Here is a 25,493-nt window from a genome sequence, read left to right on the forward strand (position 1 = left end):
CACTGCACAGGCTGCCGCGCGCGCGCCGGTTGGGCGAGCGCGGGGGCTTGTAGAAATAACAGTTACAACGAACCGTTATCGACCAGGCTGACGGTAACTCCGTGAAGGAGGCTTATAAAGCGTTCTCCAGAAACGACAACACCCCGCCGAGGCGCGGCGTTGATAGGGATGAAACCGACTGGTTAGTGTCCAGAGCGAATGTGCTCAGCGATCCATGGCGGTGCTACAGGCCTGTGCTCAGCGCCTGGAAAGCCTTCCAGCTGCGGCCAGTCGCGTAGCGTCTGTATATAGGCCAGCAACTCCTTGTACTGATCTACAGTCAGGGTGTTTTTTTGCGCTTGCTCAGTTTCGTCGCGGTGACGTTCTCGTAACCACTTAATGCTCTCGATCTCAGTGTCACGCCAATAGCGCTCTTCATCAGCGGCACGCTCGTCGTCTTGGTCGGCAACATCGACAAGCGCCGGCATTCCGTCCTTATCGATCTCTATTCGTTTAAGCCCGGACTGCCCATCACGCAGCGTTTCGTAGAGCGAGTTAGAGATGCCGACGGCATCCGCAGGGATTTGCTCTTTCGAGTGAACATCCGTGTTGTAGAACCCTTTACTGGACGGACCGTAGTAATACTTCGTCATGATTAGCCCCATTAGCAGCCGACCGACCACCAGGAAATAATTCCGGCGGATGCCGTGTAGTTGTTTTGAAACCGTACAACCGCGTTAGAAACGATGACTGCCCCTGGAGTGAAGGCGGACGTTGTCGACATGGTTGTGAAGTTCATGGACCCGGCCACGACCAGTGCGGCGGTTGGATAGACGATCGGCAGTGTGATATCTAAGGTTGGCCCAATTGAGCCTGGGACCGAACTTGCGGCGGGAATATCTCTGACAACCCCCCATTGAAAAATCAGGCCCAACATCCAGGTTGGAAAAGCGACGTGTCCGTTTTGCCCCAGGGAAATGGAAAACCCCAGGCGCAGTTTTTTGGGCGTTACCGCTGACGTGTCATCATCACCCAGTTGAACAGCCTTTAGAGTTGCGAGCGGTATGACTCCAGATGCTTCTTCGCTAGCGGTATTTGAGTCGAAAACAACACTACCAAGATCGGTATCATCGACAGTTGCCTTCAACCTGTTGTTGGTGCCGAAACCAAGGAAAATTTTGTTGAGATCGGCCTGCCCTTTGCCGCCCCCTTGCTGCACAGGTACGTAGGCATAGGTTCTATCGTCGACGTACTGGCGAGTGGCAAGGACAACCGAAGGGTCAATTTTCAACACCACATTAGCGGTGCTGCTGACAACAAAAGTCATACGAACGACTTGAGTGCGTCCCGACCCTTGCTCCAGCAACGGCTTGTAACTGGGAGCACAATTCGCAACAGCGACCAAGTCACCATCAACGTCATACAACCCCACCTCCCGCACCCACCATCCGCCAACGTCGGCAGGGATGATCTGTTCGGCGATCAGCAGGCCAGGGTTAGCCTCATCGTCGCGCAACTGGTTGAGCGGCGCTCGGCGTTGTTCGTGGATCAAGGCCGTTTGCATTCGATCCGGGATCGGGTCGGTGTTGTTGGCATCGCCCACGCCCATTTCAGTGAGGAGCCAGGGCAAACCCAGGCCGATAGCGTTGGCCAGCTTAGCCTCACCGACAGCGGTGAGGATGGCTAAGAACTTGGAGTCTTTATCGATCATGGTATACGTCCAGGGTATCAATACTGTGTTCGCGGCCGCTGACGCCTATCAAGCCGACGACATCGATGTCGTCTTGGGCTGGCGGGTAGACATTGGTTTCATCGCCTTCATACACACCCGCGCCAACGTGCAGCGTGCCGTCGCTGGTGAGGTTGATGGCCAGGCCGGTGAGATGGCGCGTGAGCGGCTTGGCGTCATCGATCAGCCAGGTCAGCTCCTGGTACATTTCTTCGGTGATACCGGTGTCCAGCACGCCGACTTTCAAGGCAAAAGTGGCAGGTACCCCCTCGGGTACGGTTTGCCACCACTCCATCACCTCGATCAGATAGCCCAGCGGCTCAACCACGCGGCGCAGGGCGCCGATCGTGCCTTTATGGGCGTGGATGTACCGGGATGATCGAATGGCCGCGCGCTTGGTGGCTTCGCTCCAGTTGCTGTCCCATCGGTCGACAGAAAAGGCCCAGGCCAGGTAGGGCAGCGCCGGTAGCGGGCAGGTGTCCGGGTTGCACAGCTGCCGCAGAGGAATGGGCACTCGCTGAATGTGTGCGAGCGCTTGCGCCGCGTTGCGCTCAAGCAGCGTGGAGTTTCCCGGCAGCAGTCGCTGGGCGCCCATTACTCGACACCCCGCGTCACGGTAACACCGGTGCAGTAGGGCGCCTGCTCCTCAGTGGCGATGATGTCGACCCAGTCTTCCAATACAACCTTGCGCACACCTTCGACGAACGCAGCGGCGTGCAGGGCGGATTCGGACACTTCCATTGCCAGGCGTCGGCGCTGGTGGACGTATGCCAGCAGCCGTTGTTCGGCGGCTGCAAGAATCGGCTCCGACTCGGGGCCGTTGGTCAGCAGGTAGAGCTTGGCTTTTACCTGGTAACGAATAACCTGCGCGCCCTGGACGGTTAAGCGGTCACCCACGGGCCGGCGGTCATCGTCGCTCAGGTAGGCCTTTACGATGGTGAGCAGGTCAGCTGGCGCGGTACCGTCGCCGAGTAGCGATTGCACGGTGACCACCGCCACGGCAGGGGATGGGCTTTCAGCCGTGGCGTCGGCAACGCGACCGTCCGCCCCTCGAGCGTGGAAGATGTAGCTGTTGCGTGGGCCTGCGGTGCTCAGCCCCTCCCAGGACATCTGCGCCCGCTCGCGCAAGCTGTCGTCGCTCTCCATCAGCCGAGCTACGGGAGGAACTGCGAGGGGTTTGCCGTCTTGAACCACCAGCCGCTTGACGTTGAAGTTGCCCGCTAGTTGATCCAGATCGGGACCTTTGGCGAAGGCCAGCAAATTTGCAATCGACGCTTCATTCACCCGCTGACGCCAGATCATTTCGCGGTAGGCGTTCTCCTGCAGCAGCTTGGCCAGCGGCTCCGATTCCATTTCGAGGCGTGCCGCGATTTGAGCCTGTTCCTCGATCGGCCAGAGGCTGATCATGTAAGCCTTGCGCCCGGCCAGGATCCGTTCGAAGTCGATCTGCTCGACGATCTGCGGCGGCGGCAGCTGGCTGAGGTCAATCGCTGCAAAGGCGTTCATACACTGCCTCCCAATTGCAGCGGAAGGCTCAAGCTGAACGGCTCATTGCTGTCGACCACGCTGCCCTCTACATCCAGCACAGACTGGCCTTGCAGAGTCGCGCCGAGAAATTGCACGCGGCTGAGGGTTACGCGCGTCTCCCAGCGCATAAGCGCCATAACCGCACCGGAATATGTCCGAAGGCGCGTGACATCGTTGAACGGGTGGTCCACCAGCTCGGGCAGCAGGCTGCCGTATTCACGGCGCATAACACGCGTGCCGATGCGAGTGGTGAGTATGTCGGTCATCGACTGGGCGATGTGATCCAGAGTGCCGATAGCGGCGCCGGTTTCTCGGTTCATTCCGGTTTCCCCGTCTTGCCGCTGCCAGGCATCACGCCGCCGTGCGGATGGTTGACCAGGCTGATGCCGGCTGCGACCACGTCTTCGGAGACAGTTACATGCCCGACCACGTTTTGATTGCCGGTCTGGTTGTAATCGCCCTGGTGATTGATGGGGCCGATGATGTTGATCCCGCCCTTGCTTACCAGGCTGGTGGTGCCGTTGTCGGGGAGGATGGCGTTTAAATGATGGGCGACGCTGTCGTACTCCACCACCGCGCCGTCGGCGTAGGTGCGCCGGTGCAGGCCCGCGCGGTTGCCGTTGGCGGGTAGGTGGTCGCTGGGGAGTCCGGTGATGACGACGCCATTGGCGAGCTGGCCGGATGGGCTGACCAGGATCACCTGTTCGTCAACGGTGGGCGGGTCCCACACACGGTCAGCACCGGCGCGCAACGCCAGCCAAGGCAGCCAGGCGGTGGTCAGTTCTCCGGTTTTCACCTTCACGCGCGGGGGCACCATCTGAACGTCGACGATGACGCCGAAGCGGATGAGGTTTTCGAGCAGGCGGGAGAGGGCGGCGAAGTCGTTCATGTCGCTGATGGTGGCGCCACGCGCCCGTGAATACATTATCCTTATCTTGTAGGGCTCAGGTTTACAGAAGGTCCGTGTATCAGTATTCGATTTTCAAGCTAGTCGAGCGCAGGATTAGCAATTAACTTGTACGTTTGTGAATGTTATTAAAAGGAGTTGATGTCTGTGGGTGGAGTAACGTTTTCTAATTCGACTTTTTGTGGTGGGGAACCTTTCTGGGCCAATGCGTGTGTTGGTGAGAATGGCATGCCCGACTACTTTGATTATGCTAAGGGGTATTCGTCTGCTGCTAATTTGCTAATAAAAAGTGTGCTGGATGCAGAGGGGTTGGAGTATTCTGTTGATCAGTTTATATATCCAATTTGTTTCAATATGCGCCACTCTATAGAGTTGAGGCTTAAAGGAGTGGTTAGTTTTCTTGAAAAAATATCGAAGCATAGAGAAGCACTTGAAGATTTCGATCTTAAGGCTTCGCACGATTTAGGGCGAATTTGGTGCTACATAAAACGTGAGTCCATTAAGCTAGACAAGAGATTTGTTTTTTTTGTTACTGTTCTTGATCAGCGTCTGTTTGATGTTTCGAGTGTTGATCCGACAGGGCAAACATTTAGGTATCCTGTGGATAGGAATAATAGTAAGCATCTTGTTGAGGTGTCTATTATAAATGTGAGTAATTTATATAGAAAGTTCTCGAGTTTAGAGTGTATTTTAGATAATTTTGAAGTGTTTTGTGATGAGTTGGTCCGTGAGTATGATTTTGAAACGCATACTACTAAGCTTTCTAGGGCGGAGCTTTTAAGCATTGCTGAAGATATTCCCAGAAGAGATGACTGGGGGAGTGAAAAGTTTAAGATATTTAAAAAGGATACGATGCTGAATTATGGGTTGAGTAGTAATGATTTCAACCGGGCGGTAGCGAAAATCGAGTCGCATTATGGTGCTTCGCCCGTTTTGGATTCACCATCTCTGAAGTATATTGATATAAGTATTCTGCACGCTTTTTTCGAAGCGTGGTGCTACAAAAGTGACATTGTTAATACTCGAAATGACAAATTTAAGGAACCTGAGGTCTGGGGTTTTGAAAGTTCAAATGACTTTTTGGATGTAATGCGCAGGGAGGCCGAAAAGGATAAAGTTGTATGGGGGATTTTGGAGGGGGCAATTTCCATTGAAGGCTTGGTTGGTTTGCTCGCTCTTTACGATTGTCATGGTAGTGGATACTCAGAAGAATATTTAAAGTACTTGGACTACAATGAGCGTGACCTACTTGTGAATGTTGAGGAAGGTAGCCCTGGACATCAATATAAGGTGCTTAAATTGGTTTCAAAGCCTAGGGCTGGGGAGTTCATACTTCGAGCTATTTTTTTGCTGGGGCATCATGCTTTAGCTGAAGAAATTATAGGCACACATAACCTGGCTGGATGTTTTGACTGGCTTGATAAAGCACGCTCTAGAGAACTATTTATTGAGCCGTATAAAAGTATTCTTGCTAAGACGTTACAGTCTTGTAGTTTGGGGTAGGTTCAATCTTGTAGGGATACTTTCAAGTTGAGTGCGGCGGTCACTTTAATGCTTTGGTGATCGCTCCAGCACGCTAAGAATAGTGCTTCTAATTAACTCTATATCATTTGCCGTAAAGCCAAGAACTTCCCGATACTCGTAGCGTACATGGGGGGCGCCACGCTCGGCTCTGTCCCTCAAACCGTACTGATGAACCCTTGCAATCCGTGCGACTCTCCCTGTGAACCCAATGCTGATGGCACTACCGTCACCTTTCGCCTTCAGGTATGCCACCTTGCTTAGCTTTTGGAACATCGCCAGTTTTCTACGAATGCGTCCCTTCTTCCCGCGTAAATCACGCTTCTTCCTCGGGATGTACTTGCTGCCGTCCGGGTTCGCCTGGGCTTTCACGCGTTGCTGCTGATTGCGCCGAAGCTGTTGAGCCAGGCTGCGGGCGAGTTTACCGCGCTCTGCCGGCTCTAATTTCCTCAGCAGGGGGGCTGCCCAGGTCTCAAGAGCTTCCAAATTATTGCTCATTTCGGCACAACCCACTCGCTGGTATTGCCCTGGGCGCCCGGTATCCAGTTCGGGTCGAGATAACCGGCAACACGCTGTGGCTCGCCGGGATGCGTGACGGTGACGTTGCCCTGGTCATCCCTGCCGACCACCACCCTCTCAGTCAGGGGCAAGGTCAGGCTGAGGTCGACTTTTTCCTTATCGAGGATATCGGCTTCGAATTGAATGCCATTCATGACCTTGTCGAGGTTTTCCAGCAGCTCGGGTTGGTTGACGCTCAGCCAGCCCAGGATCGGCAGGAACACGCTGTCGGGGTGGCCGGCGAACTCGGTGAGAATTATCTGCAGGTCAAAGCTGTACTCAAACGACAGGCCTGGTGCCGAAGTGCATCGGACTTTACCGTTGTCGATGAAGATCAGCAGGCGGTCGGGGTCGTACTTGAAGTCAGCGACGGTGGCCAACAGGTGAGCGCGTAGGCTTTCTGGTTTGTTCATGGGGTGACCTGTTGGTGTTGGTAAACCATGTCCACCTGGGCGGCGCAGTCTGCCCAGGCGGCTTCGGCGCGGTCCTGGTCGGTGAGTTGGTCGCCGTTATTGCGCGGGCTGGTCGCCGGCAGTTGGCAGGGCACCACGGCCGGACAGCCAGTCACGATAAGCGGCGGCGCCGGTGAGGGCGGGGCGCTCGCGCAGCCGGCGAGCAGCGTCAGGCAAAGGCTGAACAGCCCAGTCGCGTAGTTCGGCGTTTTCACGTTTCAGTTCCTCTATGGTGCGTTCGCGTTTTGCCAAACCCTGGCGCAGCAAACCCTGTTGGGTGCGCAGTTCGCTTTGTGCATCACGTTCCTGTTTCAGGGTGGCGGCAAGGGTGTCGGCGGTCGCCTGGTTGCGGTCGGCATCGTCGCGGGCCGTCTTCGCTGCATCTTGTGCCCGTTCGGTTTTGCCTTGAGCGACGTCGATGCGTGTTTCCTGGGTCCAGATCAGCAGCGCCAGAGCGCCGAGCAGGGCAATGCCGTACAGGGCCTGGCGCAAGGGACTCATGCGCGGTACCAGCCAAGTTTGTTCATGGCGGCGGTGTCGAGCTGTGTGATGGAGCCGCGCACGATCACAGCCCTCGCACCGTTCATCAACTGAATGCACTCCGCTAGTCGCTCTATGTCTGCCTGTCGGAATGTATCCGGCACCACCAGCAGATCACCGTCCTGCACGCGTAATTTCTGTACCGCTTCAAAGTCGATCATGCCGCCACTCCTTGCCCGCATTCGCACTCAGCGTGCCGTTCGTAAGCGCGCTGGAGCTTGATGTCGTAGAGGTTTCGCTGGTAATCCGGCCCGTTGTAGAGCTTGGCAAACTCGGCCCATTTGCGGGCTTTCAGGGCCTTGTGAAGTACCGGGTCGGTTTCGATGAAGCGGGTGAAGGCGTCGAGCTGCTGCGATTCGTCGGCAGCCATCGCCGTTGTAAAGGCTTGCACGCTTGCGTAGCCGAGGCGTTTCCAGTGAAAGCCCATGATTTGGAAGGCGCCCCAGGAGGCAGACTCCAAGGCAGCGGTATCGTCGATCAGGCGGGCCATGGCCAGGCGCTGGTGTTCGGCGGTACCGCCGATGTATCCGCCGGCTTTGGGGTTGACCAGGGCGGGGTTGGCAACGGCGAGCTGGTCGGCGTGGCGCTTGAGTTCGGCCGGATCATCGCTTGCGGTGTGTGGCGTAGCGAGCTGGCGATACATGATGTGACGTTCGAACAGAATCACTGGCTTGCCATTGTCGAGAAAGCCGTTGCCCTTTGATTCCACTTCATTGACCGCGTAGAGGCTCGCCAGCGGCACGTCGAGGCGTTCGGCAGCTGCTTTCAGATCGTTGTTGCGCAACAACTGAGCGCAGTCGCCACCCGCCAGACTCGTCTGGGTTTTAATGCCGGCGATGCCATCGGCAACCAGGCCGACTTTCACCTGGTAAGCGCGGACGGCGACTTCGGTGGTGTCGCCGTAGTCGCCGTCCGCCACCAGTTTGGCACCGGCTTTGTTGAGGTTTTTTTGCAGCATAAGCACCGCTTGGGAGCGGTCGCCGTGGCGAAGGGTATTCATAGCTGTTCTACCTTTCGATTGAAAAACCTCTTGGCCGCCGCGCGGGTGCCTTCGACCCCAAGCAGTCCGATAATCCCGCCGAAGAAAGGTGCTGTGGATATCGGGATGCCGAGCAGCGCCAGGCCATGGCTTGCGGCCAAGGCCAGCAAGCCGCATAGCGGGGCCTCGATCAGCATGCGGCGCAGGGTGCCACCGCCGTACATGATGCGCAGGGCAGCGATGATCAGTGCGAGGACTCCGGCGTATAGAGTCGGCCAGTGCTGTTCGAGCCAGGCGGCGAGCCAGGCCCAGGTGTCGGGACGTTCAGGCATGCGCTTCATTCCGTTGTCCAGGGTTGGTGGGTTCAAGGGCTTGGTGCTGCGGTGTCAGTCCCATAGCTGCACCATCTGCCGCTGAGGCGCGCTGGTTTGAGCTTCGGGCATATTGACGACAAGGCCTTGCGGCAAAATGGGGCCGTGATCGGCCAGGCCTGGGTTGGCGTCAAGCACGGCCTCGGTGACGCCTGCGGTGCGGCCGTAGAACCTCCAGCAAAGGGCATCAACCGTTTCGTTTTGGTTGGCGCGGACGGCGACGGGCATCAGATCAGCTCCACGGTGGTGCGGCTGAGGCTCAGGAAGTCACGGACGGCCCAGCGCAGGTCGCGGCGGTAGTCGTCGATGGTCGGGGCGGTTTCTTCAGCTTTTTCGTTGCCCTTGTTGGTGGCGCTGTAGTCGCGGTACCGCTCGCAAACTTCGGCGCCGGTAGCGGCTTCGATCGCACGGCGGTAGAGGTGAGCCTTTACCGACACGCCCTCGATGCGATCACCTGGCACATCGGCCAGGCTTTCGTAGCCAGCGGCTAGCTGGGTCGCACGCCATTTGCTCAGTTCGCTGTTGAGATTGATCGCGGCGGCGATCACGGCGGTTTCCAGACGAGCCGGGGTGACGCTGGCGTCGATGCGCAGGGTGGCGCGCAAGACATCCAGGTCAATCGACGGCCAGAATGGGTCGGTGTTGATGTGGCCGCTGGTGACGGAGCCGCTGGCTACAAATGCACTCATGACTGCACTCGAAAATAGGTCGCCGGTGGTCGGGGCTTCACGTTCAGGAGGAGCGGCCTGGCCGTTCCGCCCCGAGCCGGCGGGGTGCGTGGGGACGCTCGGTGAGCTGCATGCTTCTAGGTAGAAGGTGCAGCGTGTTTTTTCAGGAGGCGCTCGGCGCTGTCCAAATCCTTCTTGCCGCCGCAACCGTCGTGCAGCTCTATCGCCCGTTTGAGCAGAAAGATGCCGGCCTGAATCTGTCCAGGCTTGCCCGGTTCCTCGGTGGTGATGCCATGCAAGGTGGCGCGACCAGACGCCAGGAAAAGCTTGGCGCGGGCTTGGTCGGGCATGTCTTCTGCGTCGGTCAGTTCAACCGTGCGGTACAAGATCCCCAGGTCGAAACTGCCGTTGGCCTTCTGCGCTTTCAGCGCGGCGGTGGCGATTTCTTCTGCCACCAGACAACCCGTGGTGCGTTCGAAACGATCCGGCATGATCAGCTTGTGCTTGAGCACGTAGTCGGCGATGTCTAGGGCGCCGCTGTAGTCCTCGACGTCGATGCGCCAGACCATGACGGTGGTCATGACGTCATCCTGGGCACCGTTGCCGGCTGCAAGTACACCCTCGACATAGGGAATGTACTCAGGCAGCAGCTGCATCTTGAGTGCGGCCTTGCCTTCGTTGGACTGGATGGCTTTCAGGCGCAAACGGTCCTGTAGCAACTGATTCAGCTGATGCTCGTAGGCAGTGGCGCCGGCCATCGATTGCTGCGGCGCTGTTTTGGCCGACTCCATCGCCGCACGTGCGCGGCGTTGGTGGGCTTGGGCAAGGCTGAGCGCCATGGGTTACTCCTCGCTGCCTGGATCAGGTTCAACGGCTTCGACTGGGGTGATGTTTTCCAACAGGCAGCCCAGGCCGTATTCCTCAACCACGTAAGCCTCATTCGACGATTCGAAGTTGCTGACGCGGTTCCACTCCGGCTCTTCCTTGAGGTAACGGCGGCGGGCGCCAATCAGCCAGTACACCGACAGGTTGGCAAAGGTGGTGATGAGGATCGTGCCTTCAGGGATGTACGGCACTTCATACAACGGCAGGCCACCTACACGACGATGCGAGATGATCAGGTCGCTCGCCAGCGTGTTGATCGCGTCCTGGTCCTTGTTGACCAGGGCCAGGAATTTGTCGTGCACCAGCTCACGGCCGGTCAATACAACCAGGCCAGGGTTACGGCGATACCAAGGGTCCAGCAACTGGATGGCGTCATAAACCAGAGCGTCGATGTTCTTGAAGTCGCCAGTTTTGCCGATTGTGATCTTGCCCGCGACGGCGCCTTCACTCAGAACGCGGTCAGGTGCGTGGGTGCGGTATTGCTGGAGCCAGCCAATGTTGACGTCTTCCAACAGTGGATGCGCGGTGCGGTCGGTCTGCTCGGCGGCCGAGATGCCGTAGAACCCGATCTGAATACGGTCGAGTGCCTGGCGTTGGGCAATGGCGCTGGACAGCCGGGTTTGAAAGTCGGCGAACTTCGCCCAGGCATCCAGCTGTTTGTAGCTAACAAAGGTGTCGAAGTCGGTTTGCTCGGCCTTGTACTTGTCGCTCGACAGGGTGCCGATGCTGCGTGGTTCACGCTTTTTGACGTTAGTGTTGGTGCGGCTGGCAACGGTGCCGCCGACGCCCAAGCCGACTTTTTCGCCTTCCTGCTCATCGACGCCGATCACGTTGACCTTGGTCAGGAACTCGCTGGAATCCTGAATCTTGGTTTCCAGACGCTGCTGGATGGTTGGGTCAACGCTGAACGTGGCAGTGGCCGATTCCACGCCGTTTAGTTGTGCAACCTGGGTGAGGTAGCCGGTGTAGAGTTTTCGGGTGTCGTTACGCATGGTTGTCTCCGATAGTGGGCTGGGCGGTGAAGGCCGCAGGTCAGAACTCAGCCAGGGCTTGTTTGCCGCCGCCGGTTACCGGTGGGCGCTGGGTTTGGGAGTGGTCTTGGGTGTTGCCGAGGGTGGTTTTCAGCTCGGTCAAGTCTTTGCTGAGCTGCTCAACCTTGGTGTTCAGTTCGCCGGAGAATTTCTTCTCAGCGGCTAACTGATCTGGCAAGTCTTTGACGTGGTCGGCAATCGCTTCGACGGCTTGGCCAATCTGGGCGAGTTCGGCATCGTCCTTCGCCTGTTTGCCGCCCAGTAGCGCTTGCACCTTGCTGAAGAGCTGGGCGCCGAGGCCGGGCTTGTCTTCGACTTCCTCAAACTGCAGCTCGGTTTCCACCGCCTCAGTGAACATCGACGTCGCCGAGTAGTGGCGGTCTTTGAATGGACTGGATTCTGGCTTCTGCGCGGAGAAAGACAGTACGTCGGTGCCCAGGCTGGCCGGGGAGTCCGTCACCGCCAGGCCGACGATGTAGGCCTCGCCGGTGTCCGAGAAGCTGTCGTCGATTTCGATCGAGGTGTAAATCTTCTGCTTGGCCTTGTTCATGGCGATCAGATCGGGCGTCGGCTCGACCTGGGCGAACAGGGCCAGCTTTTTCGCACCGTTGATTTCCACTTCATCGGTCTTGACCGCGAGTACGTCGCCGTAGGCTTTGAACGGGCTGTCGGGCAGCAGGCTGCGGAAGTGCTCCAGCCAGATGCGGGCGCCGTAGGTGGACGGGTTGAAGTTCTTCGCGGCCTGTTCCAGCCAACTGCGTTTGATGGTGCGCTTGTCGGAGGTAGCGCCCTCGACGGCGACGCGGAACCAATTGCTGCGAAATTTCTTCATGCCGGGAATCCTCAGTGCGTATGGCGCTAAATGCGTTGCAATGAGGGGCATGGTCGTGACGCGCGCAAGTTGCGGCAACAGGGCCTGGTTGTATGGGGTAAATCTACAAGGGGGAGTGAGAGTTATTAGGATGTTCGTGTAATGGGTGTCATTGTGCCATGATAGCTTGTGGGAATTGACTTTTCCGCTTTGATCTCTTACTGAAAAGGATTTTTATATGGCAGTTGCAGGAAAGCCTGAATCTAATCGTATTAAGTTCGCTTACTATCTCGCGGGCTGGTCTTACGGAGGCGATAAAGTTGCGCTCCGAGCGTCGGCAAAGTCTGTGCTAACTTCCGAATATCAAAAAGATATGAAAGGTTTTATTTTTTGTCCAGAATGTTGCGTTGGCTTATTTAGATCTCCCGAGGAAGGAGATAAAGACGCAAATGGACGAGCTGCATACTTCGCTCACAGCAGGAAGAATCGGCCGCCTTGTGGTTTAAGAGTGAGGAAACGTGACGGGCAAAGATTTACGACCGAAGAAGAAGCTAAACAAGCCATTGATGATGAGCTGCTTGTAGTTGTTAAAAGCTTCATGAGGGAAAAACCTATCGCACCCGCATTGCCTGGTCAAGTTTACGATGGCCCAGTGGTTGAGGATATTGATGGTGAACCTACTGACGTCCCCATTAAGAGACATAATGGTGAGCAAATTAAGCTCCCTAGTAGAATAACTACAGTCAGAGGGCTTTGCAGAAACTTTGATAAAAATTATTACAAATATTACTTCTTGCCTGAGGCCCAGTATCCTCAGCTTCTGAGCGATGCATTGATGGATGTGTCGAATGTTCGCGAGATAAATGAGAAGCCGAAACTTTATTTCGGCCGTGTAAAAAGAATATTCGCAATGGGAGAGGGTAATCCGTGGAATATTCAGATGACTCGGCTTCAATACGAGAACGACGGCGATTATCAAGATTTCACTTTGAAAATGTCTATACGCGATTCTAAAGAGCACGGAATAACGGATGCCTCCATTGGTCGCATAGTCATGATGTATGGTCCAGTTTCAAAAAGTGGCAGCGGGCTAGCTATCAGCGATCTTGGTTGGGGTGAGTTTGCTTTGCTTCCTGCCAAATATGATCAGGTGCTATTTCCTGAAAAAGCCGAACCGTATCAAGATACTTTGGAGCAACTGCTTGCAGATGCGACAGATCTCACGGTTGAAGAGATTGAAGAATGGATGCTCGACGAAGAACAAGAAATTACTGATGACGGCGTCTTAGTGGGTCATATCATAAATTTCCGTGATGATACTCCCGAGGAAATTATGGGGCGGGTTGCCGGTAGGACGGGTGAGTACACTGCGAACGTTGGGATTATTGATTTAGATGAGGGGGAAGAATAAACTTTTTGATGATTCCCTCTGTCTAACTGAGTGTTAGTGGTCATTAACTAAAATTAGTCTGTCGGAGCAAAGGCTACAAGTAGCAATGCTACTTAATAGCCTTTGTGATCGGCAGAATTTTTTTATGACTTCGATCGAACTACTTGCAATCGACCCTCGACGCCAATCCAAATTTTTGTATTGGATGGGTTGGCGCATCTGTGAGATTGCCGAGGCTACGGGGGAAAAGGAAAAAACGCTACACAGCTGGAAGGCCCGAGACCAGTGGGACCGGGCCGACAACGTCGAACGAATTGGCGGTGCGCTGGAAGCACGGTTGGTGCAGCTGATCCTCAAAGAAGGCAAGAGCGGCGGCGACTTCAAGGAAATTGACCTGCTGCACCGCCAGCTGGAACGCCAAGCGCGTATTCAGCGTTTCCAGAGCGGTGGTACCGAAACCGAACTCAACCCCAACCTCGCCAAGCGCAACGAAGTGCCTAAGAAAAAGACGCCGAAGAACGATATCAGCGAAGACCAAATCGAGCTGCTACGTGAAGCGTTTATCGACGGGTGCTTCGACTACCAGAAAGACTGGTACCGGGCGGGCAATCAGCGCACCCGCGTCATCCTCAAGAGCCGACAGATCGGCGCCACTTATTACTTTGCCCGCGAGGCGTTTATTGATGCGCTGGAGACCGGGCGCAACCAGATATTTCTTTCGGCTTCGAAGAACCAGGCGTACCTGTTTCGTGGGTACATTCAGGCGTTTGCCCGCGAGGTCATCGGCGTTGAGCTGACGGGTGATCCCATCGTTTTGCCGAACGGCGCCGAGCTGTTTTTTCTTGGTACCAACGCACGCACAGCCCAGGGTTACCACGGGAATTTCTACTTCGACGAATTCTTCTGGACGTTCAAGTTTGAGGAGCTGAACAAGGTGGCTTCGGGCATGGCGATGCACAAGAAGTGGCGCAAAACTTACTTTTCGACGCCGTCGACCATGGCCCACGAAGCCTACACATTCTGGACCGGTGAGCGATTCAACAAGGGCAAGCCGGCTGCGCAGCACACCAAGGTCGACGTTTCCCATGGGGCGCTCCAGCAAGGACGGTTCTGCGAGGACCGGTTATGGCGGCAGATCGTCACCATCCTCGACGCGGAGCAGGGCGGCTGCGACCTATTCGACATTGAGGAGCTACGCCGGGAGTACAGCCCCGAGGCGTTCGCTAACCTGCTGATGTGCGAGTTCGTCGACGACGGCGCGAGCATTTTCCCACTGACGGTACTGCAACCTTGCATGGTCGACAGCTGGGTCGAGTGGGCCGAGGACTACAAGCCGTTTGCCATGCGCCCGTTTGGTGATCGCCAGGTGTGGGTGGGCTATGACCCAGCGGAAACCGGTGACTGCTCCGGTCTGGTGGTGGTAGCGCCGCCGCTGGTGCCGGGGGGCAAGTTTCGAGTGTTGGAACGCCACCAGTTCCGTGGGATGGACTTCGCGGCCCAGGCCAGCGTGATCAAAGCCGTCTGCGACCGTTACTGGGTGACGTACATCGGGATCGACGTTACCGGGTTGGGCAGCGGCGTGGCGCAGCTGGTGCGCCAATTCTTCCCCAACGTCACCACGTTCAGCTACTCGCCCGAGGTCAAGACACGCCTGGTGCTGAAGGCTTACGACGTGATCCATAAGGGCCGGCTGGAGTTCGACGCAGGCTGGACCGACATGGCGCAGTCGTTGATGGCGATCCGCAAGACCATCACCGCAGGCGGACGCCAATTCACCTACACCGCCGGCCGCAACGACACCACCGGCCACGCCGACCTGGCATGGGCGCTCTTTCACGCATTGCACAACGAACCGCTGGAGGGGCAGACCACTGCCAATACCGGGCGGATGGAGATTTTTTGATGTCGAACCGCCGCAGAAATACCAAGCAAGTGGCCCAGACTTCCACAGTTGCAACGCAGGAGTTCATTCCGCGCAGTGATAGCAAGATGGAGGCGTTCAGCTTCGGTGATCCGTCACCTGTGTTGAGTGGTCGCGAGGTGTTTGATTATCTGGAGTGCTGGTTTAACGGGCGGTGGTACGAGCCGCCGCTGTCGCTGGACGGTCTGGCACGGTCTGTGGGTTCCAGCGTGCATCTTCACTCGGGGCTGATGTTCAAGCGCAATTTGCTAAGCAAAACCTTCATTCCACACCGGCTGCTGTCGCGCGCGGCGTTCGAACAGTTCGCCCTGGACTTCCTGTGCCTGGGTAACGGCTATCTGGAAGGGCGGCGCTCGATGCTCGGCCCGGTTCGTGAGCTGGTACCGCCGCTGGCGAAGTACATGCGCTCGGGCAAGGACGGCCGGCAGTTCATGGTCCAGGGTTGGAAGGAAGAGCATGAATTTGAACCGGGCACCGTTTTTCATCTGCGGGAAGCGGATCTGCACCAGGAGGTGTACGGGTTGCCCGAGTGGATCAGCGCACTGCAGTCGGCGTTGCTGAATGAATCGGCCACGCTGTTTCGCCGCAAGTACTACGAGAACGGGAGCCATGCCGGCTTCATCCTCTACATGACCGACGCTGCGCAAAACGAAGCAGACGTCGATTCACTGCGCAAGGCGCTCAAGGATTCCAAGGGGCCTGGTAACTTCCGCAACCTGTTTGTGTACTCGCCGAATGGCAAAAAGGACGGCCTGCAGATCATCCCGGTCAGCGAAGTGACGGCCAAGGACGAATTCAACTCGATCAAAAATCAGACCCGCGATGATGTGCTGGCCAGCTTGCGCATTCCGCCGCAGCTGATGGGCATTGTGCCGCAGAACGCGGGTGGGTTTGGTTCGATCAGGGAGGCGGCGCAGATTTATGCGGCCAATGAACTGGAGCCGATTCAGGCGCGTATGGCGCAGGTGAATGACTGGCTCGGGGAGGAGGTCGTGTGCTTCAAACCCTATGAAATTCCCGTGGGGGCCTAATCCCCCCTGTGCAGCTGGCGAGTCGTTGGGTCGGTACAAGACATTTCTATGCGGATAAAGGGTTATGCCGGAGGTGTCCTCCATAGCTCCTCAAGATTGACATCATCGCTACTCGGGCGGTGTCCCTGGAGTAGCGGATCAATTTTTAGAATCATGGGTAAGTCAAATGCTGTGCCGGTGACTACGCAACAGCCCTTGGCGAGGGTAGGTATCAAAGCCTTAGAGGAGGAGTCGAGTGTGCTTATAGTGTTGTCCAGCAGCATTAGGTCACGATCGTTGACAAGTCGGTGTATAAAAAAATTGTGAATCTGAGAGACAATTGTGGGTGAAATATCGGCGGGGCGTTGACTTGATAGTGTCAGGTAAACTCCGTACTTTCTTCCCTCTTTAATAATTTCTTCAAAAAGTTCAAGTCGATAGTCTTTCCAAATTTCGTGCTCACGGGTGGACTGATCAGACAAAATATTGTGGGCTTCATCAATAATAATATGAAGTGTCCGATTCGGAGGGCTTTGCAAGGTCTCTGAATCTTTATGGTTTATATAGTAGTTTTTGGCAATTAGCAGTGGCAGGATTTTTTTTACTTCGTTTTTACATTTCTTTAAAGAGATGACATGCAGAAGTGATGGAGCGGGTGGGGTGTCTACTATTTTCAATACGTTGCGAAGTGCCGAAATTGACGACTTTGCTCGTGAAAGTACAGGTTGAATATGCTCATACTGTGCATAGCCCAAGACAACATCCGAGCAAAGCTGAAGATAACACCGGAGGATTAGCTCGCTGAACTGATCCATATTTTTTAGGTCGATGTGATCAAGCAGCGGTTTCAGATTTTGTTCGAAACCGTCGCTATCTGAGTTGTAGTAATTTCCATATGCGTCCCTAAAATACTTTCGCTGCGCATTGTAAACGATGCCTTTCAGGTGTTCTTGTAATGGCTCGCACTCAAGGATTCTTGCGATTTCCCGACTCAACTCAAGTGCGTCTGGTTTTGGTTCGCTAGCACTAAAGGCTTTTTCAAATGTTTTCTCAATGAAACGCTCAAGTGAGACATTTTTGAACCGCTCTTTGCCACTGAGGACTCGTCTTAGAAATGGCTGTTGAGTGTTTGTGGTTGCTTGGAATAGCAGGCTAAGAGTTTCTGCATCCCAGAAGTGTATGGCTTCAATTGGAAACTTGTGGCCGGCTTTTTTATTGTTTAGTATGGTTATCTTTTTTTCTTTGGCGGGAATTATCTGATCTTCTGTGTATTCACCGTTAAAATCAATAATAACGAACTGGCTTCTATTTTTTAGAGCGTCAATTTTTTCGTTGAATAGAGTAGTGTAAAGTTTTGCAAGCGTATTTGACTTGCCGCTACCTGTATTGCCGAAAATTCCAATATGGCTGTTGAAGATCTTTGTCCACGGCAAATTGATCGGTACGTTCTCTTTCAGCATGCACCCTATGGAAAAAGAAGTAACTCCTTCGGCTCCGTAAATTTTGGCAACCATAAGTTCACTAAGGAGATATGCTTTGTCTCTGATCATTGGCATAAATTTTATGCCTTCGAAAAAAGTGTCATCCATAATATAGCCAATTGGACGAACATCTACCTTTCTTATGTACAGAGTCTTTTCTGCGTCGGTATCCAACTTTCGCTCATCGAGATATTCGCCCTCAATTAGGCAAACAATGTCGATGAACCCGCGTTGGATCGTGATGTGCTCTCTGAGTGAAACTCCCCTGTATCTGATTCCGTCAAAAAAAATTGTCTCGTAGTTTGAGTCCTCAAATATTCGTAGGGATATGCGAACTCCCGAAACGGCTATAACCTCCCCAACAACGATGCTCATACAAGCTCCTCTTCTTCAGGGGGGACGTATCGCTGCGGTTTTAGTGAGAAAATATATTTGTTGAAGTTGGTGAAATCGAGTTTTTCTCCGTCAGGTGGGGAAATAATTGTAACGTTCTTCCAGAGTTTAAATTCCTCTATAAGGTTGTCCGCGCTTCTCTTGCTGTAACAGCAAATAAAGGTTTGAAGTTGTGGGTTTGCGAGCGAGCGCTGTATCAGTTTAAGTATATGCTCGTCCGCGAATGAGAAACCGAAGGCGATGAGGATAGAGTTTGGTTTTTCAAGCTCGTAACTTAGAAGTCTCAGCATTTGATAGTAGTGCTCTTCAAATACGGTTTCGTGAAACTTCCATTTTGTGGGGTTTACGATGGGAAGTTTATTGTAAGCGTTCCAGAAATTATTTCGCTGCTGTGAAGTAAATGCTACTTGTGGGATTTTTGTTGTGGTGCCACCTTCGGTTGTCAGATAGTCAGAGAATCTTTGAATCTTTGCTAATGTTCTAGGGTGGATTAGATTGTCGAAGTCGTTTTTATATTCAACCTCGATTTTTTCGCCGCTTTTTGACCAGTAGACTGATCCATGGAGGTGAATAAGATTTATCTGTGGGATTCCATAATGGGATCGCTCAAATATTCCTGTCTGGCATTGAAATGTACTGAAGTTTTTAGCGTGCAAGAGTTTTTTATGAAAACCAGATGTTCCGTCATTTATAACGAAGTCATGAGATCCCTTGGCTAGTATATTATCGGCACTGTGTGCCAGACAGCCATCGTAATTTGTCGTAAAGATATTTATCTTTCTGTTGAGATCTTTTCTTCTGTCAAGCAGGCCTAAGGTAGTTGTTATGAACTCCTCGTAATTTTTAAGATTTTTCCGGCCTGCTATATTTCTAACTTTTTTTGGCGAAAAGTTTTGAACTGGATAAATGCATGTATTGTAATAATGCATAAATATAGCGGTGTGCCTGTCAGCCCATCCAGAGTGTGCTGTCGCAAGCGTCTCGATAGTCTGCCATTTGCCTAGTGGGCATTTGATCTTTAGGGCCAGTGTTGGAAATAAATCCGCAGAAGCACCGGAGCCTAATAGGATGTTGATATTTTTGTTATAGACATCTAATGGCTCAATCGCCGTAAACATATGCGCCCCTATTATTGATTTCCATAAAAATAGAGCTTCAACAACGCAACCATCTACGACCCTTGACGGCTCAACTGTGAGTCGTATAGACGACGTCAGGGTTAAGCGACCTCGCGATGTTTTCGGAAAAGCGCTCTGCACCTTTCTTTCAACCCTTTCAGTGGGCCGCATAACCTTGTCCGAAGGTAACCCACTAGATGGTAATTTGTCATCCAAGCTGGGGAGTGCTTCAGTAGTCGCCCTGATGGGGTCGTACTCTCAAATATTGGTCGGGCTTGCGATATTTTTTGCACTGTTGTGGTGCATCCTGGTGATTTGTTGAGCATGTTCACCCGGCGCGCCGTCGTCCCCCCACCTCGCCTGCGGGCTAAATGGGTCTCTTTTTCCGCAGTACTTCACCTGGCCAAGATCCCCCACGGTCGGGCGCTGTCGTAGTGGCTTGGAAGGTTAAAAAGCCTGCGGATCCCTGCGAAGGGTAGGTCGTCTGATGTGGCGAACCTGGCAGAGCGGGGGGGGGCAGATATACGAACTATTCGATGCGTGTTTTTCAGGAACGCCATCGGAAAAAAGTAATGTGGTAATTCGAATATCTGAACACCAGTGAAAGCCCCGTATTCATTGGCTTTGCTGGCTTACTTCGAAAAGTAATTTTGAGTAATGAAACAGGTAATGTTTTTGTAAGTAGTTGATTTATAAAGGATGAATAAAAAAATAAATTACTCTCTTAAAAGGTAATTACATTACCTCTACCTTACTCAAAAATTACCTTGTGCCGATTCTTTGCAGGCCAGTGAAATCAAGGTTCTCAGCCTGATCAGCGGATCGGCTTACCAAAATTACCTTTTTCCGATGCCTTTCCCGAAAAAAGCGCGTCACCTATCAGGCGGTGCAGCCGATCGCCTCGCCATTCACTCATGTAGATGCGAAGAGACACTCGTGCGCAGGTCGTTTTGCCCTCGACAGAAAGGCTTGTAGGGAGTGCTTAGAATTGGAGCGACAGGTGTGTGCCGACGATGCGAGAGGAACTTCGCTTGTCCCGCCTGGGGAGAAAAATAAAATGGTTGGTACGAAAATGGTACGCAGGCTTCTTGATGATGCTGGAGGCCATAGGTTTAGCGGCTTACAGAATTAATCGTGCCAATCCATCATGGGGGCGACGGAGAAGCGGCGGGAGAGGGGAGCGGATTGTAGGGGCATTGGGGAATCTAAGTCAGCGGGGTGAATGGGGCGCAGTTTATCAGGGATGGGGCTTGGGTGTGGTAGGGGCGTGTTTTGCGCTTCTCACCACCTCGCGTTGCACATTGCTTTGTGTGGAATGTGTCGGTATCTGAGGCAGGCCAGTACTTCAGATATCGTGGTCTGACCCCGATATTCCCCTAGAGATTGATAAATGAATTGGTGAATTCTGTCTTTAATGCATGGACGTGATTGCAAAATGCCACCTCTAGCAATATTCTGTGAAAAACTCATGGAAGGTGTGCGTCATGGCAAGGGTGGATTCTTTCCAGCATGATGGTTATTGGGTAGATTTATTCAAGCCTACTCAGTTGAATAAAGAAGATAATATTTTTTCAGTTGTTGTTGGGAAAAATGGTGTGGGCAAAAGCCGGCTATTAGCTGATATTGCTAAATCCAATGTCGTTGAATATCCGTACATGGTTGATTACGAAAGTAATAAAATTATGTACCCTGATCGTGATGATTTAGATGGTGATCCCAAAGTTATTGCGGTTTCTACAAGTCCTTTTGATAAGTTTCCGAGTGCTCGAAAAAAATTCAATCAAGATGTTTTGTCTAATTATCGATATGTTGGTATGCGCGGCGAGGGCATGTATCAGCCATCCTCTGCAGTTGCACTGATAGGGTCTGCGGCGAAAGGCTTGATCGATAAGCTTTTAAGAAACGAAAGTAATCATAATCTCCTCGCTGTTTTTGATTCTCTAAATTTTAGACCTGTTGTGGATTTTTTGTTCAAGCCTGGATATTTAAGGCCGGCGAAAGTTTATGAGGATTACAATCCTAATCGTGTTAGTGATTCAAGCTTGGCAATTGATTTGACATGCCTTGCTAATGATCATGGGGTCCTTGTTGATGAGCGGTATTTTCCTATTCTAGAGTCTTTACCTATTTCTAAGCGTCATCAAGTTTTTAACGCGATGGCGAAAGTTCAAGAACTTTTAACTAAGCGGAAGGCTGTACAATTAACTATAAATTTTTCAGGTGGTTCTGCATATCTTGATGGTGAGACCGCCAATAGCTCCTATATAGAAGCTATGCTGGTTTTGGTTAATGTGGGTTTAATGCGTCTCATCGATTTGGTTCTAGAGAAGTTTGAATATGGTTCAATGTCTCTGAAAAGAGCTAGTTCGGGTGAGCAATGCTTGTTAGTACTTATGTTAGGTATAGCAGGTCACATTACTGATGGTTCGATTATTTTAATTGATGAGCCTGAAATCAGTCTGCACCCTCGCTGGCAGGAACAATTTATGATGTTGTTGACAACATCATTCTCAGCGCACAGAAGATGTCATTTTATAGTGGCTACGCACTCGCCGCAGATTATCGCAAGGCTAAAGGATAGGCAATGCTTTATAACTTCTCTTTCTAAAAGAGAAGTATATAACGCTGAAGAGTTCTACCATCGATCTGCCGATTATCAGCTCGCGGAATTGTTCGATGCTCCCGGTATTATGAATGAATATATATCGCGTATCGCGTTTAATCTCCTCGCGAAGGTTAAGGCAAGTAAGTTTGTAGACGAGGAGTCTTCAAAGGATTTGCAACGTTTGATAGAGTTGGATGTGCAGGTTGAGTCGGGCGATCCAGTAAAAGAATTGATTAAATCAGTTTTGCAACTGTGTGGTAAATATGCCGATACTAAATGAGCCTGTAATTCTGAGTGATGAGTCACTGGCAGTGATCAGGGCGAAAACTAACGCTCCAGGGTTTAATTACACAAGCTGGGGGGACGCGGATCTCGAAGCAGTAAGGTGTGAAATCAGAAATCACTACCGTGACGTGCAGCGCTTGGCCTGTGTGTATTGTCAGGCGCCAGTAGCGACGCGTTCGGCACAAGGCGCTCCAGTCGAACATATAGTGCCGAAGTCGCAACACGTTGGATTTATGTTTGAGCCAAAGAATTTGTGTGTGATATGCCCTGATTGTAACGAATATAAGGGTAAGCGTGAGGTTCTGGTTGAACCGGTTTTGGTGGCTGGTAGAGTTAATTATCCAACAAATCGAATGGCTTTCAGGATAATGCACCCTCATTATGATGAATATGAAGATAATATAATGAGGCATAATAAAGTTTATGTAGAGTGTTCGGATAAAGGGGGTTATACAATCTACATATGTAATTTGAATAGATTCTTTAGGAAGTTTGGGCGCTGTGATGAGTTTGTGAATGACGCGGAATTGGTTCGACGTTCCGAACGCTTTTATGAAGATGGACGCGTGGATTTGTAGCAAACCCTACATTGAGGTAGGGTTTGTTCATCACTACTGCTTCCCGAACAACTTGGATTGCTCATCAACTGCTTTTTGACGCTGACGATCTATGTATTCCGCAAGGTCGTTCGAGTGAATTCCAAGACCTGCCTTTTGGGTCTGGGCTCCAAGCCGAACAAGGGTAATCGGGGGCAGACCACGATATATCTACGATATACCATAGGAACCTTCCCACACTTTTCTCAGCTTGCCCGTCAGACCTCGCGCCGCTAACCTCCTCAAGTCGCTGCAAACCCAGCGGCCGGAGGTGGAAGTCCGTATTGCTAAGGCGTTTTAACTCCCGAAAATATTTGGAGCTTCGCCCATGCCTAACAAATCACGCCATCCTTATGTAGATCACAACCCTGCACCCGTCGACACCAAGCTTCACGCAGCGGCCGAACGAGCCATTCATCATTACCTGCCGCCATCTGACGACAACGCCGCCCCCGTCGACCACCCACCCGGCAACCTATTCTCCGTCAGCCCCAACATCGACACCGAAACCCTCCTAGCCAACGCCGCCGAGCACCTCGATTCCGCCAACCAAATAACCGCCACCCTGGCCTTCGACCTCGAAGACCCGCACCGCGCCATCATCCTCGGCATCCAGCAACTCATTGACCTAAGCGCTCTACTCGTCGCCCGCGCCCAAGAGCAAGTCGCGCCTGCCGCCAGCCCAGCCACCGCTTGACCTAACCCCCGCCGCCTTACCCCAAGGCGGCAACCTGAACCCGTGCTGTCACCGCGCAAAATTTCATAATCCCCAGCGCCTTTGAGGTCTACGATCGTCTTTAAGAGAGGCCCCCGCACCTCCAGCCCACAGGGAACTGAAAACATGATCTCGAACCTGGTTAAAGTCGCGCTGATTGCTGGCACGTTGTTGTTGGGCGCTTGTTCGACGGGGTCGTCGGGCGGGAGCAGTGACCCTTGTTTTTCGGGGGGATGCCAGGCGTTTGGGGACCATAGCCCGAGCAAGGCGGCCAAGATGAGTTTTGGCGGGAGTGGGTTGGGGAGTAGTTATGGGGAGTATGGGTCGGGGTTGTTGCATGATGATTGATGGGGTGGTGGGGCAGTCATTGACTTGGTGACTGACCCACCGCTTTCGCGAGCAAGCCCGCTCCCACATTGGATCTTGGGTGGGCTTTAAAAAGGTGGTGTCAGTGGCCGCCTTTCATGCGGCGGGCGATGAGGTAGATGCCCAGGCCGACCAGCGCGGTGGCGGCGCCGATGTAGCCGGTGCTGGTCCAGCCATATCCCGCTGTAATTGCCATTCCGCCGAACCACGGCCCTAGCGCGTTTGCCAGGTTGAACGCTGCGTGGTTGGACGCTGCCGCCAAACTTGGGGCTTCGTGGGCAATGTCCATCAGGCGGATTTGCAGCGGCGCGGCCATGGCAATCATGGTGCCGACCAAACCGATGCCCAACAGTACGCTCCACAGCGAGCTGGCGGCGAAAGTGAAGAAGATCAGTACGGCCATCGACCACACCATAATCCAGCCCACGGCGCGAAATTGCATACGGTCGAACAGTTTGCCACCGGCGATGTTGCCGATGATGCCGCCCAAGCCAAACGCGGCGAGGCCGAAGGGGATCCACTGGGGCGAGACTTTGGTCACTTCGAGCATGGTCGGGGCGAGGTAGCTGAACACGCAGAACATGCCGGCAAAGCCAATCGCGCCGATGGACAGGGCCATCCACACTTGGGGTTTGGTGAAGGCGCGCAATTCTTTGCGCGGGTCGCTGCGCGGTTCGTCGTGGCGGTCGGGGACGAATTGCCAGACCAGGGCGATAGTGCACAGGGCGATGGCGCTGACCAGTGCGAACGCCGAGCGCCAGCCCAGGTGTTGGCCCAGGAAGGTGGCGATGGGGTTGCCGAGCAGCATGGCGAGGGTGAGGCCCATCATCACGCGGGCCACGGCGCCGGCGCGTTTGTCGTTGGGCACCATGCTGGAGGCGACGACGGCGGCGATGCCGAAGTAGGCGCCGTGGGGCAGGCCGCTGATGAAGCGGAAGGCCACCAGCGAGCCGAAGGTGGGGGTGAAGGCGGTGGCGAGGTTGCCCAGGGCGTAGAGTCCCATCAGCAGTAAGAGCATGTGTTTGCGCAGCAATTTGGCGCCGAGGATGGCCAGCAGTGGCGCGCCGACCATCACGCCCAGGGCGTAGGCGCTGATGGCGTGGCCGACTTGGGGTTCGCTTAAGCCCAGGTTTTGGGCGATGTCGGGCATCAGGCCCATGATGGCGAATTCGCCGGTGCCGATCGCGAAGGCGCCCACGGCCATGGCAGCTTCCATTTTGGCGGCGCTGCGCGCGGGCAGTACGTGCCCGGGTGTTTGCTGGATAGTCATGGGTAACTCTGTAGGAAAAAAGTGCACGAAGGACAGTGGCGATGCTACGCAAGCCGCCACGAAGGTGTCTAGAACAGCGTTTTGCGCGAGCGTTCAGTTTGATTAAACGCCCTGTGACCCCAGGTCGCGGCTGCGATGCTTGACACGTGCGCGTTAAAAGCCGCGATTTAGAGCTGTCAATTGGCCAAACGGCGCATAAATGCGGTTCAGCGTGATATTCTGCGCGCCGTCTTGGTCTAGTCTTTCCCCGGTGCGTACACCCGTATACGTCCCGGCGGTCGGCTGTCGCCCAGGTAGCTGAAGCCAATAATGATAAGAAGTCAGCGCAGAAGGGACAAAAACAGTGAGGTCGCTACGTCGGCCTTGTGTGCCCACCCTACGGCCT

General features: G+C 53.7%; 28 protein-coding genes and 2 pseudogenes. 8 read left to right on the forward strand and 22 right to left on the reverse strand.

Features of this window, described 5'->3' with window-relative positions; all coding sequences use genetic code 11:
- Positions 1–182: 182 nt before the first annotated feature.
- The 6 genes and pseudogenes from HBO23_RS33920 to HBO23_RS16945 form a co-directional block, all read right to left on the reverse strand.
- The gene (locus HBO23_RS33920) at positions 183–632 is read right to left on the reverse strand and encodes a phage tail assembly chaperone (RefSeq protein ID WP_262378193.1); all 450 of its coding nucleotides are present in this window, start codon (positions 630–632) and stop codon (positions 183–185) included.
- A gap of 590 nt (positions 633–1,222) precedes the next feature.
- Positions 1,223–1,690 (reverse strand): annotated as a pseudogene (locus HBO23_RS33670) (phage tail protein); the annotation flags it as partial.
- Positions 1,680–2,303 carry a phage tail protein I gene (locus HBO23_RS16930; RefSeq protein ID WP_170038865.1) on the reverse strand — a complete coding sequence of 208 codons (624 nt, stop codon included), beginning with the start codon at positions 2,301–2,303 and terminating at the stop codon, positions 1,680–1,682. The pseudogene HBO23_RS33670 and the gene HBO23_RS16930, both read right to left, overlap by 11 nt.
- Positions 2,303–3,214: a baseplate J/gp47 family protein gene (locus HBO23_RS16935; protein WP_170038867.1), complete on the reverse strand. Its 912-nt coding sequence runs from the start codon at positions 3,212–3,214 to the stop codon at positions 2,303–2,305. The genes HBO23_RS16930 and HBO23_RS16935 overlap by 1 nt, the downstream gene beginning before the upstream one ends.
- A complete protein-coding gene (locus HBO23_RS16940) occupies positions 3,211–3,555 on the reverse strand; it encodes a GPW/gp25 family protein (RefSeq protein ID WP_170038869.1) in 345 nt (114 codons plus the stop codon). The genes HBO23_RS16935 and HBO23_RS16940 overlap by 4 nt, the downstream gene beginning before the upstream one ends.
- Positions 3,552–4,124: a phage baseplate assembly protein V gene (locus HBO23_RS16945; protein ID WP_170038871.1), complete on the reverse strand. Its 573-nt coding sequence runs from the start codon at positions 4,122–4,124 to the stop codon at positions 3,552–3,554. The genes HBO23_RS16940 and HBO23_RS16945 overlap by 4 nt, the downstream gene beginning before the upstream one ends.
- A 246-nt stretch (positions 4,125–4,370) precedes the next feature.
- Between HBO23_RS16945 and HBO23_RS16950 the strand changes: the two genes are divergently transcribed.
- Positions 4,371–5,645, forward strand: coding sequence for a hypothetical protein (locus HBO23_RS16950; protein ID WP_170038873.1), 1,275 nt, complete (start codon positions 4,371–4,373; stop codon positions 5,643–5,645).
- A gap of 45 nt (positions 5,646–5,690) precedes the next feature.
- Here the strand turns inward: HBO23_RS16950 and HBO23_RS16955 are convergent, their stop codons facing one another.
- The 12 genes and pseudogenes from HBO23_RS16955 to HBO23_RS17005 form a co-directional block, all read right to left on the reverse strand.
- Positions 5,691–6,161, reverse strand: a complete 471-nt coding sequence (locus HBO23_RS16955) for a phage virion morphogenesis protein (protein ID WP_170038875.1) — start codon at positions 6,159–6,161, stop codon at positions 5,691–5,693.
- Positions 6,158–6,634 carry a phage tail protein gene (locus tag HBO23_RS16960; RefSeq protein ID WP_170038877.1) on the reverse strand — a complete coding sequence of 159 codons (477 nt, stop codon included), beginning with the start codon at positions 6,632–6,634 and terminating at the stop codon, positions 6,158–6,160. Before HBO23_RS16960 ends, HBO23_RS16955 begins: the two co-directional genes overlap by 4 nt.
- Positions 6,631–6,816: pseudogene (gene lysC / locus HBO23_RS33675) on the reverse strand (Rz1-like lysis system protein LysC); the annotation flags it as partial. The gene HBO23_RS16960 and the pseudogene lysC, both read right to left, overlap by 4 nt.
- The gene (gene lysB / locus HBO23_RS33925; RefSeq protein WP_170038878.1) at positions 6,731–7,174 is read right to left on the reverse strand and encodes an Rz-like lysis system protein LysB; all 444 of its coding nucleotides are present in this window, start codon (positions 7,172–7,174) and stop codon (positions 6,731–6,733) included. The gene lysB and the pseudogene lysC, both read right to left, overlap by 86 nt.
- Positions 7,171–7,374, reverse strand: coding sequence for a hypothetical protein (locus HBO23_RS16970; RefSeq protein ID WP_170038880.1), 204 nt, complete (start codon positions 7,372–7,374; stop codon positions 7,171–7,173). Before HBO23_RS16970 ends, lysB begins: the two co-directional genes overlap by 4 nt.
- The gene (locus HBO23_RS16975; protein WP_170038882.1) at positions 7,371–8,213 is read right to left on the reverse strand and encodes an N-acetylmuramidase family protein; all 843 of its coding nucleotides are present in this window, start codon (positions 8,211–8,213) and stop codon (positions 7,371–7,373) included. The genes HBO23_RS16970 and HBO23_RS16975 overlap by 4 nt, the downstream gene beginning before the upstream one ends.
- On the reverse strand, positions 8,210–8,533 hold the full coding sequence (locus tag HBO23_RS16980; RefSeq protein WP_170038884.1) for a phage holin, lambda family: 324 nt from the start codon (positions 8,531–8,533) through the stop codon (positions 8,210–8,212). The genes HBO23_RS16975 and HBO23_RS16980 overlap by 4 nt, the downstream gene beginning before the upstream one ends.
- Before the next feature lie 45 nt (positions 8,534–8,578).
- Positions 8,579–8,791, reverse strand: a complete 213-nt coding sequence (locus HBO23_RS16985; RefSeq protein ID WP_170038886.1) for a tail protein X — start codon at positions 8,789–8,791, stop codon at positions 8,579–8,581.
- A complete protein-coding gene (locus HBO23_RS16990) occupies positions 8,791–9,252 on the reverse strand; it encodes a head completion/stabilization protein (protein ID WP_170038888.1) in 462 nt (153 codons plus the stop codon). Before HBO23_RS16990 ends, HBO23_RS16985 begins: the two co-directional genes overlap by 1 nt.
- A 116-nt stretch (positions 9,253–9,368) precedes the next feature.
- Complete coding sequence (locus HBO23_RS16995; RefSeq protein WP_170038890.1) at positions 9,369–10,070, reverse strand: terminase endonuclease subunit; 702 nt, start codon at positions 10,068–10,070, stop codon at positions 9,369–9,371.
- 3 nt (positions 10,071–10,073) lie between these two features.
- Positions 10,074–11,108 carry a phage major capsid protein, P2 family gene (locus HBO23_RS17000; protein ID WP_170038892.1) on the reverse strand — a complete coding sequence of 345 codons (1,035 nt, stop codon included), beginning with the start codon at positions 11,106–11,108 and terminating at the stop codon, positions 10,074–10,076.
- A gap of 40 nt (positions 11,109–11,148) precedes the next feature.
- Complete coding sequence (locus HBO23_RS17005) at positions 11,149–11,979, reverse strand: GPO family capsid scaffolding protein (protein ID WP_170038894.1); 831 nt, start codon at positions 11,977–11,979, stop codon at positions 11,149–11,151.
- Positions 11,980–12,196: 217 nt separating this feature from the next.
- Here HBO23_RS17005 and HBO23_RS17010 point away from each other — a divergent pair, with 217 nt between their 5' ends.
- The 3 genes from HBO23_RS17010 (at position 12,197) to HBO23_RS17020 (ending at position 16,300) form a co-directional block, all read left to right on the forward strand.
- Positions 12,197–13,369: a hypothetical protein gene (locus HBO23_RS17010; RefSeq protein ID WP_170038896.1), complete on the forward strand. Its 1,173-nt coding sequence runs from the start codon at positions 12,197–12,199 to the stop codon at positions 13,367–13,369.
- A gap of 124 nt (positions 13,370–13,493) precedes the next feature.
- On the forward strand, positions 13,494–15,251 hold the full coding sequence (locus HBO23_RS17015; RefSeq protein WP_170038898.1) for a terminase ATPase subunit family protein: 1,758 nt from the start codon (positions 13,494–13,496) through the stop codon (positions 15,249–15,251).
- The gene (locus HBO23_RS17020) at positions 15,251–16,300 is read left to right on the forward strand and encodes a phage portal protein (RefSeq protein ID WP_170038900.1); all 1,050 of its coding nucleotides are present in this window, start codon (positions 15,251–15,253) and stop codon (positions 16,298–16,300) included. The genes HBO23_RS17015 and HBO23_RS17020 overlap by 1 nt, the downstream gene beginning before the upstream one ends.
- A gap of 62 nt (positions 16,301–16,362) precedes the next feature.
- Here HBO23_RS17020 and HBO23_RS17025 read toward each other — a convergent pair whose 3' ends face one another.
- Both HBO23_RS17025 and HBO23_RS17030 read right to left on the reverse strand, forming a co-directional pair.
- Complete coding sequence (locus HBO23_RS17025) at positions 16,363–18,135, reverse strand: ATP-binding protein (RefSeq protein ID WP_170038902.1); 1,773 nt, start codon at positions 18,133–18,135, stop codon at positions 16,363–16,365.
- Positions 18,132–19,271 carry an SIR2 family protein gene (locus HBO23_RS17030; protein WP_170038904.1) on the reverse strand — a complete coding sequence of 380 codons (1,140 nt, stop codon included), beginning with the start codon at positions 19,269–19,271 and terminating at the stop codon, positions 18,132–18,134. Before HBO23_RS17030 ends, HBO23_RS17025 begins: the two co-directional genes overlap by 4 nt.
- Before the next feature lie 1,484 nt (positions 19,272–20,755).
- Here HBO23_RS17030 and HBO23_RS33930 point away from each other — a divergent pair.
- Positions 20,756–22,156 carry an ATP-binding protein gene (locus HBO23_RS33930; RefSeq protein WP_262378194.1) on the forward strand — a complete coding sequence of 467 codons (1,401 nt, stop codon included), beginning with the start codon at positions 20,756–20,758 and terminating at the stop codon, positions 22,154–22,156.
- Entirely contained in the window at positions 22,140–22,739 is a 600-nt protein-coding gene (locus HBO23_RS17040) for an HNH endonuclease (RefSeq protein ID WP_170038915.1), read from the forward strand. Before HBO23_RS33930 ends, HBO23_RS17040 begins: the two co-directional genes overlap by 17 nt.
- Positions 22,740–22,772: 33 nt before the next feature.
- Here the strand turns inward: HBO23_RS17040 and HBO23_RS17045 are convergent, their stop codons facing one another.
- Positions 22,773–22,928, reverse strand: coding sequence for a pyocin activator PrtN family protein (locus HBO23_RS17045; protein WP_170039021.1), 156 nt, complete (start codon positions 22,926–22,928; stop codon positions 22,773–22,775).
- Between the two features lie 157 nt (positions 22,929–23,085).
- Here HBO23_RS17045 and HBO23_RS17050 point away from each other — a divergent pair, with 157 nt between their 5' ends.
- Positions 23,086–23,454: a DUF6124 family protein gene (locus tag HBO23_RS17050; protein ID WP_170038917.1), complete on the forward strand. Its 369-nt coding sequence runs from the start codon at positions 23,086–23,088 to the stop codon at positions 23,452–23,454.
- 144 nt (positions 23,455–23,598) lie between these two features.
- Positions 23,599–23,820 carry a hypothetical protein gene (locus HBO23_RS33935; protein ID WP_244972943.1) on the forward strand — a complete coding sequence of 74 codons (222 nt, stop codon included), beginning with the start codon at positions 23,599–23,601 and terminating at the stop codon, positions 23,818–23,820.
- A gap of 100 nt (positions 23,821–23,920) precedes the next feature.
- Here the strand turns inward: HBO23_RS33935 and HBO23_RS17055 are convergent, their stop codons facing one another.
- Entirely contained in the window at positions 23,921–25,108 is a 1,188-nt protein-coding gene (locus HBO23_RS17055; RefSeq protein WP_099549601.1) for an MFS transporter, read from the reverse strand.
- Between the last annotated feature and the right edge of the window lie 385 nt (positions 25,109–25,493).

The sequence above is a fragment of the Pseudomonas sp. WS 5532 genome, from assembly GCF_012985445.1.
Taxonomy (GTDB): domain Bacteria; phylum Pseudomonadota; class Gammaproteobacteria; order Pseudomonadales; family Pseudomonadaceae; genus Aquipseudomonas; species Aquipseudomonas edaphica.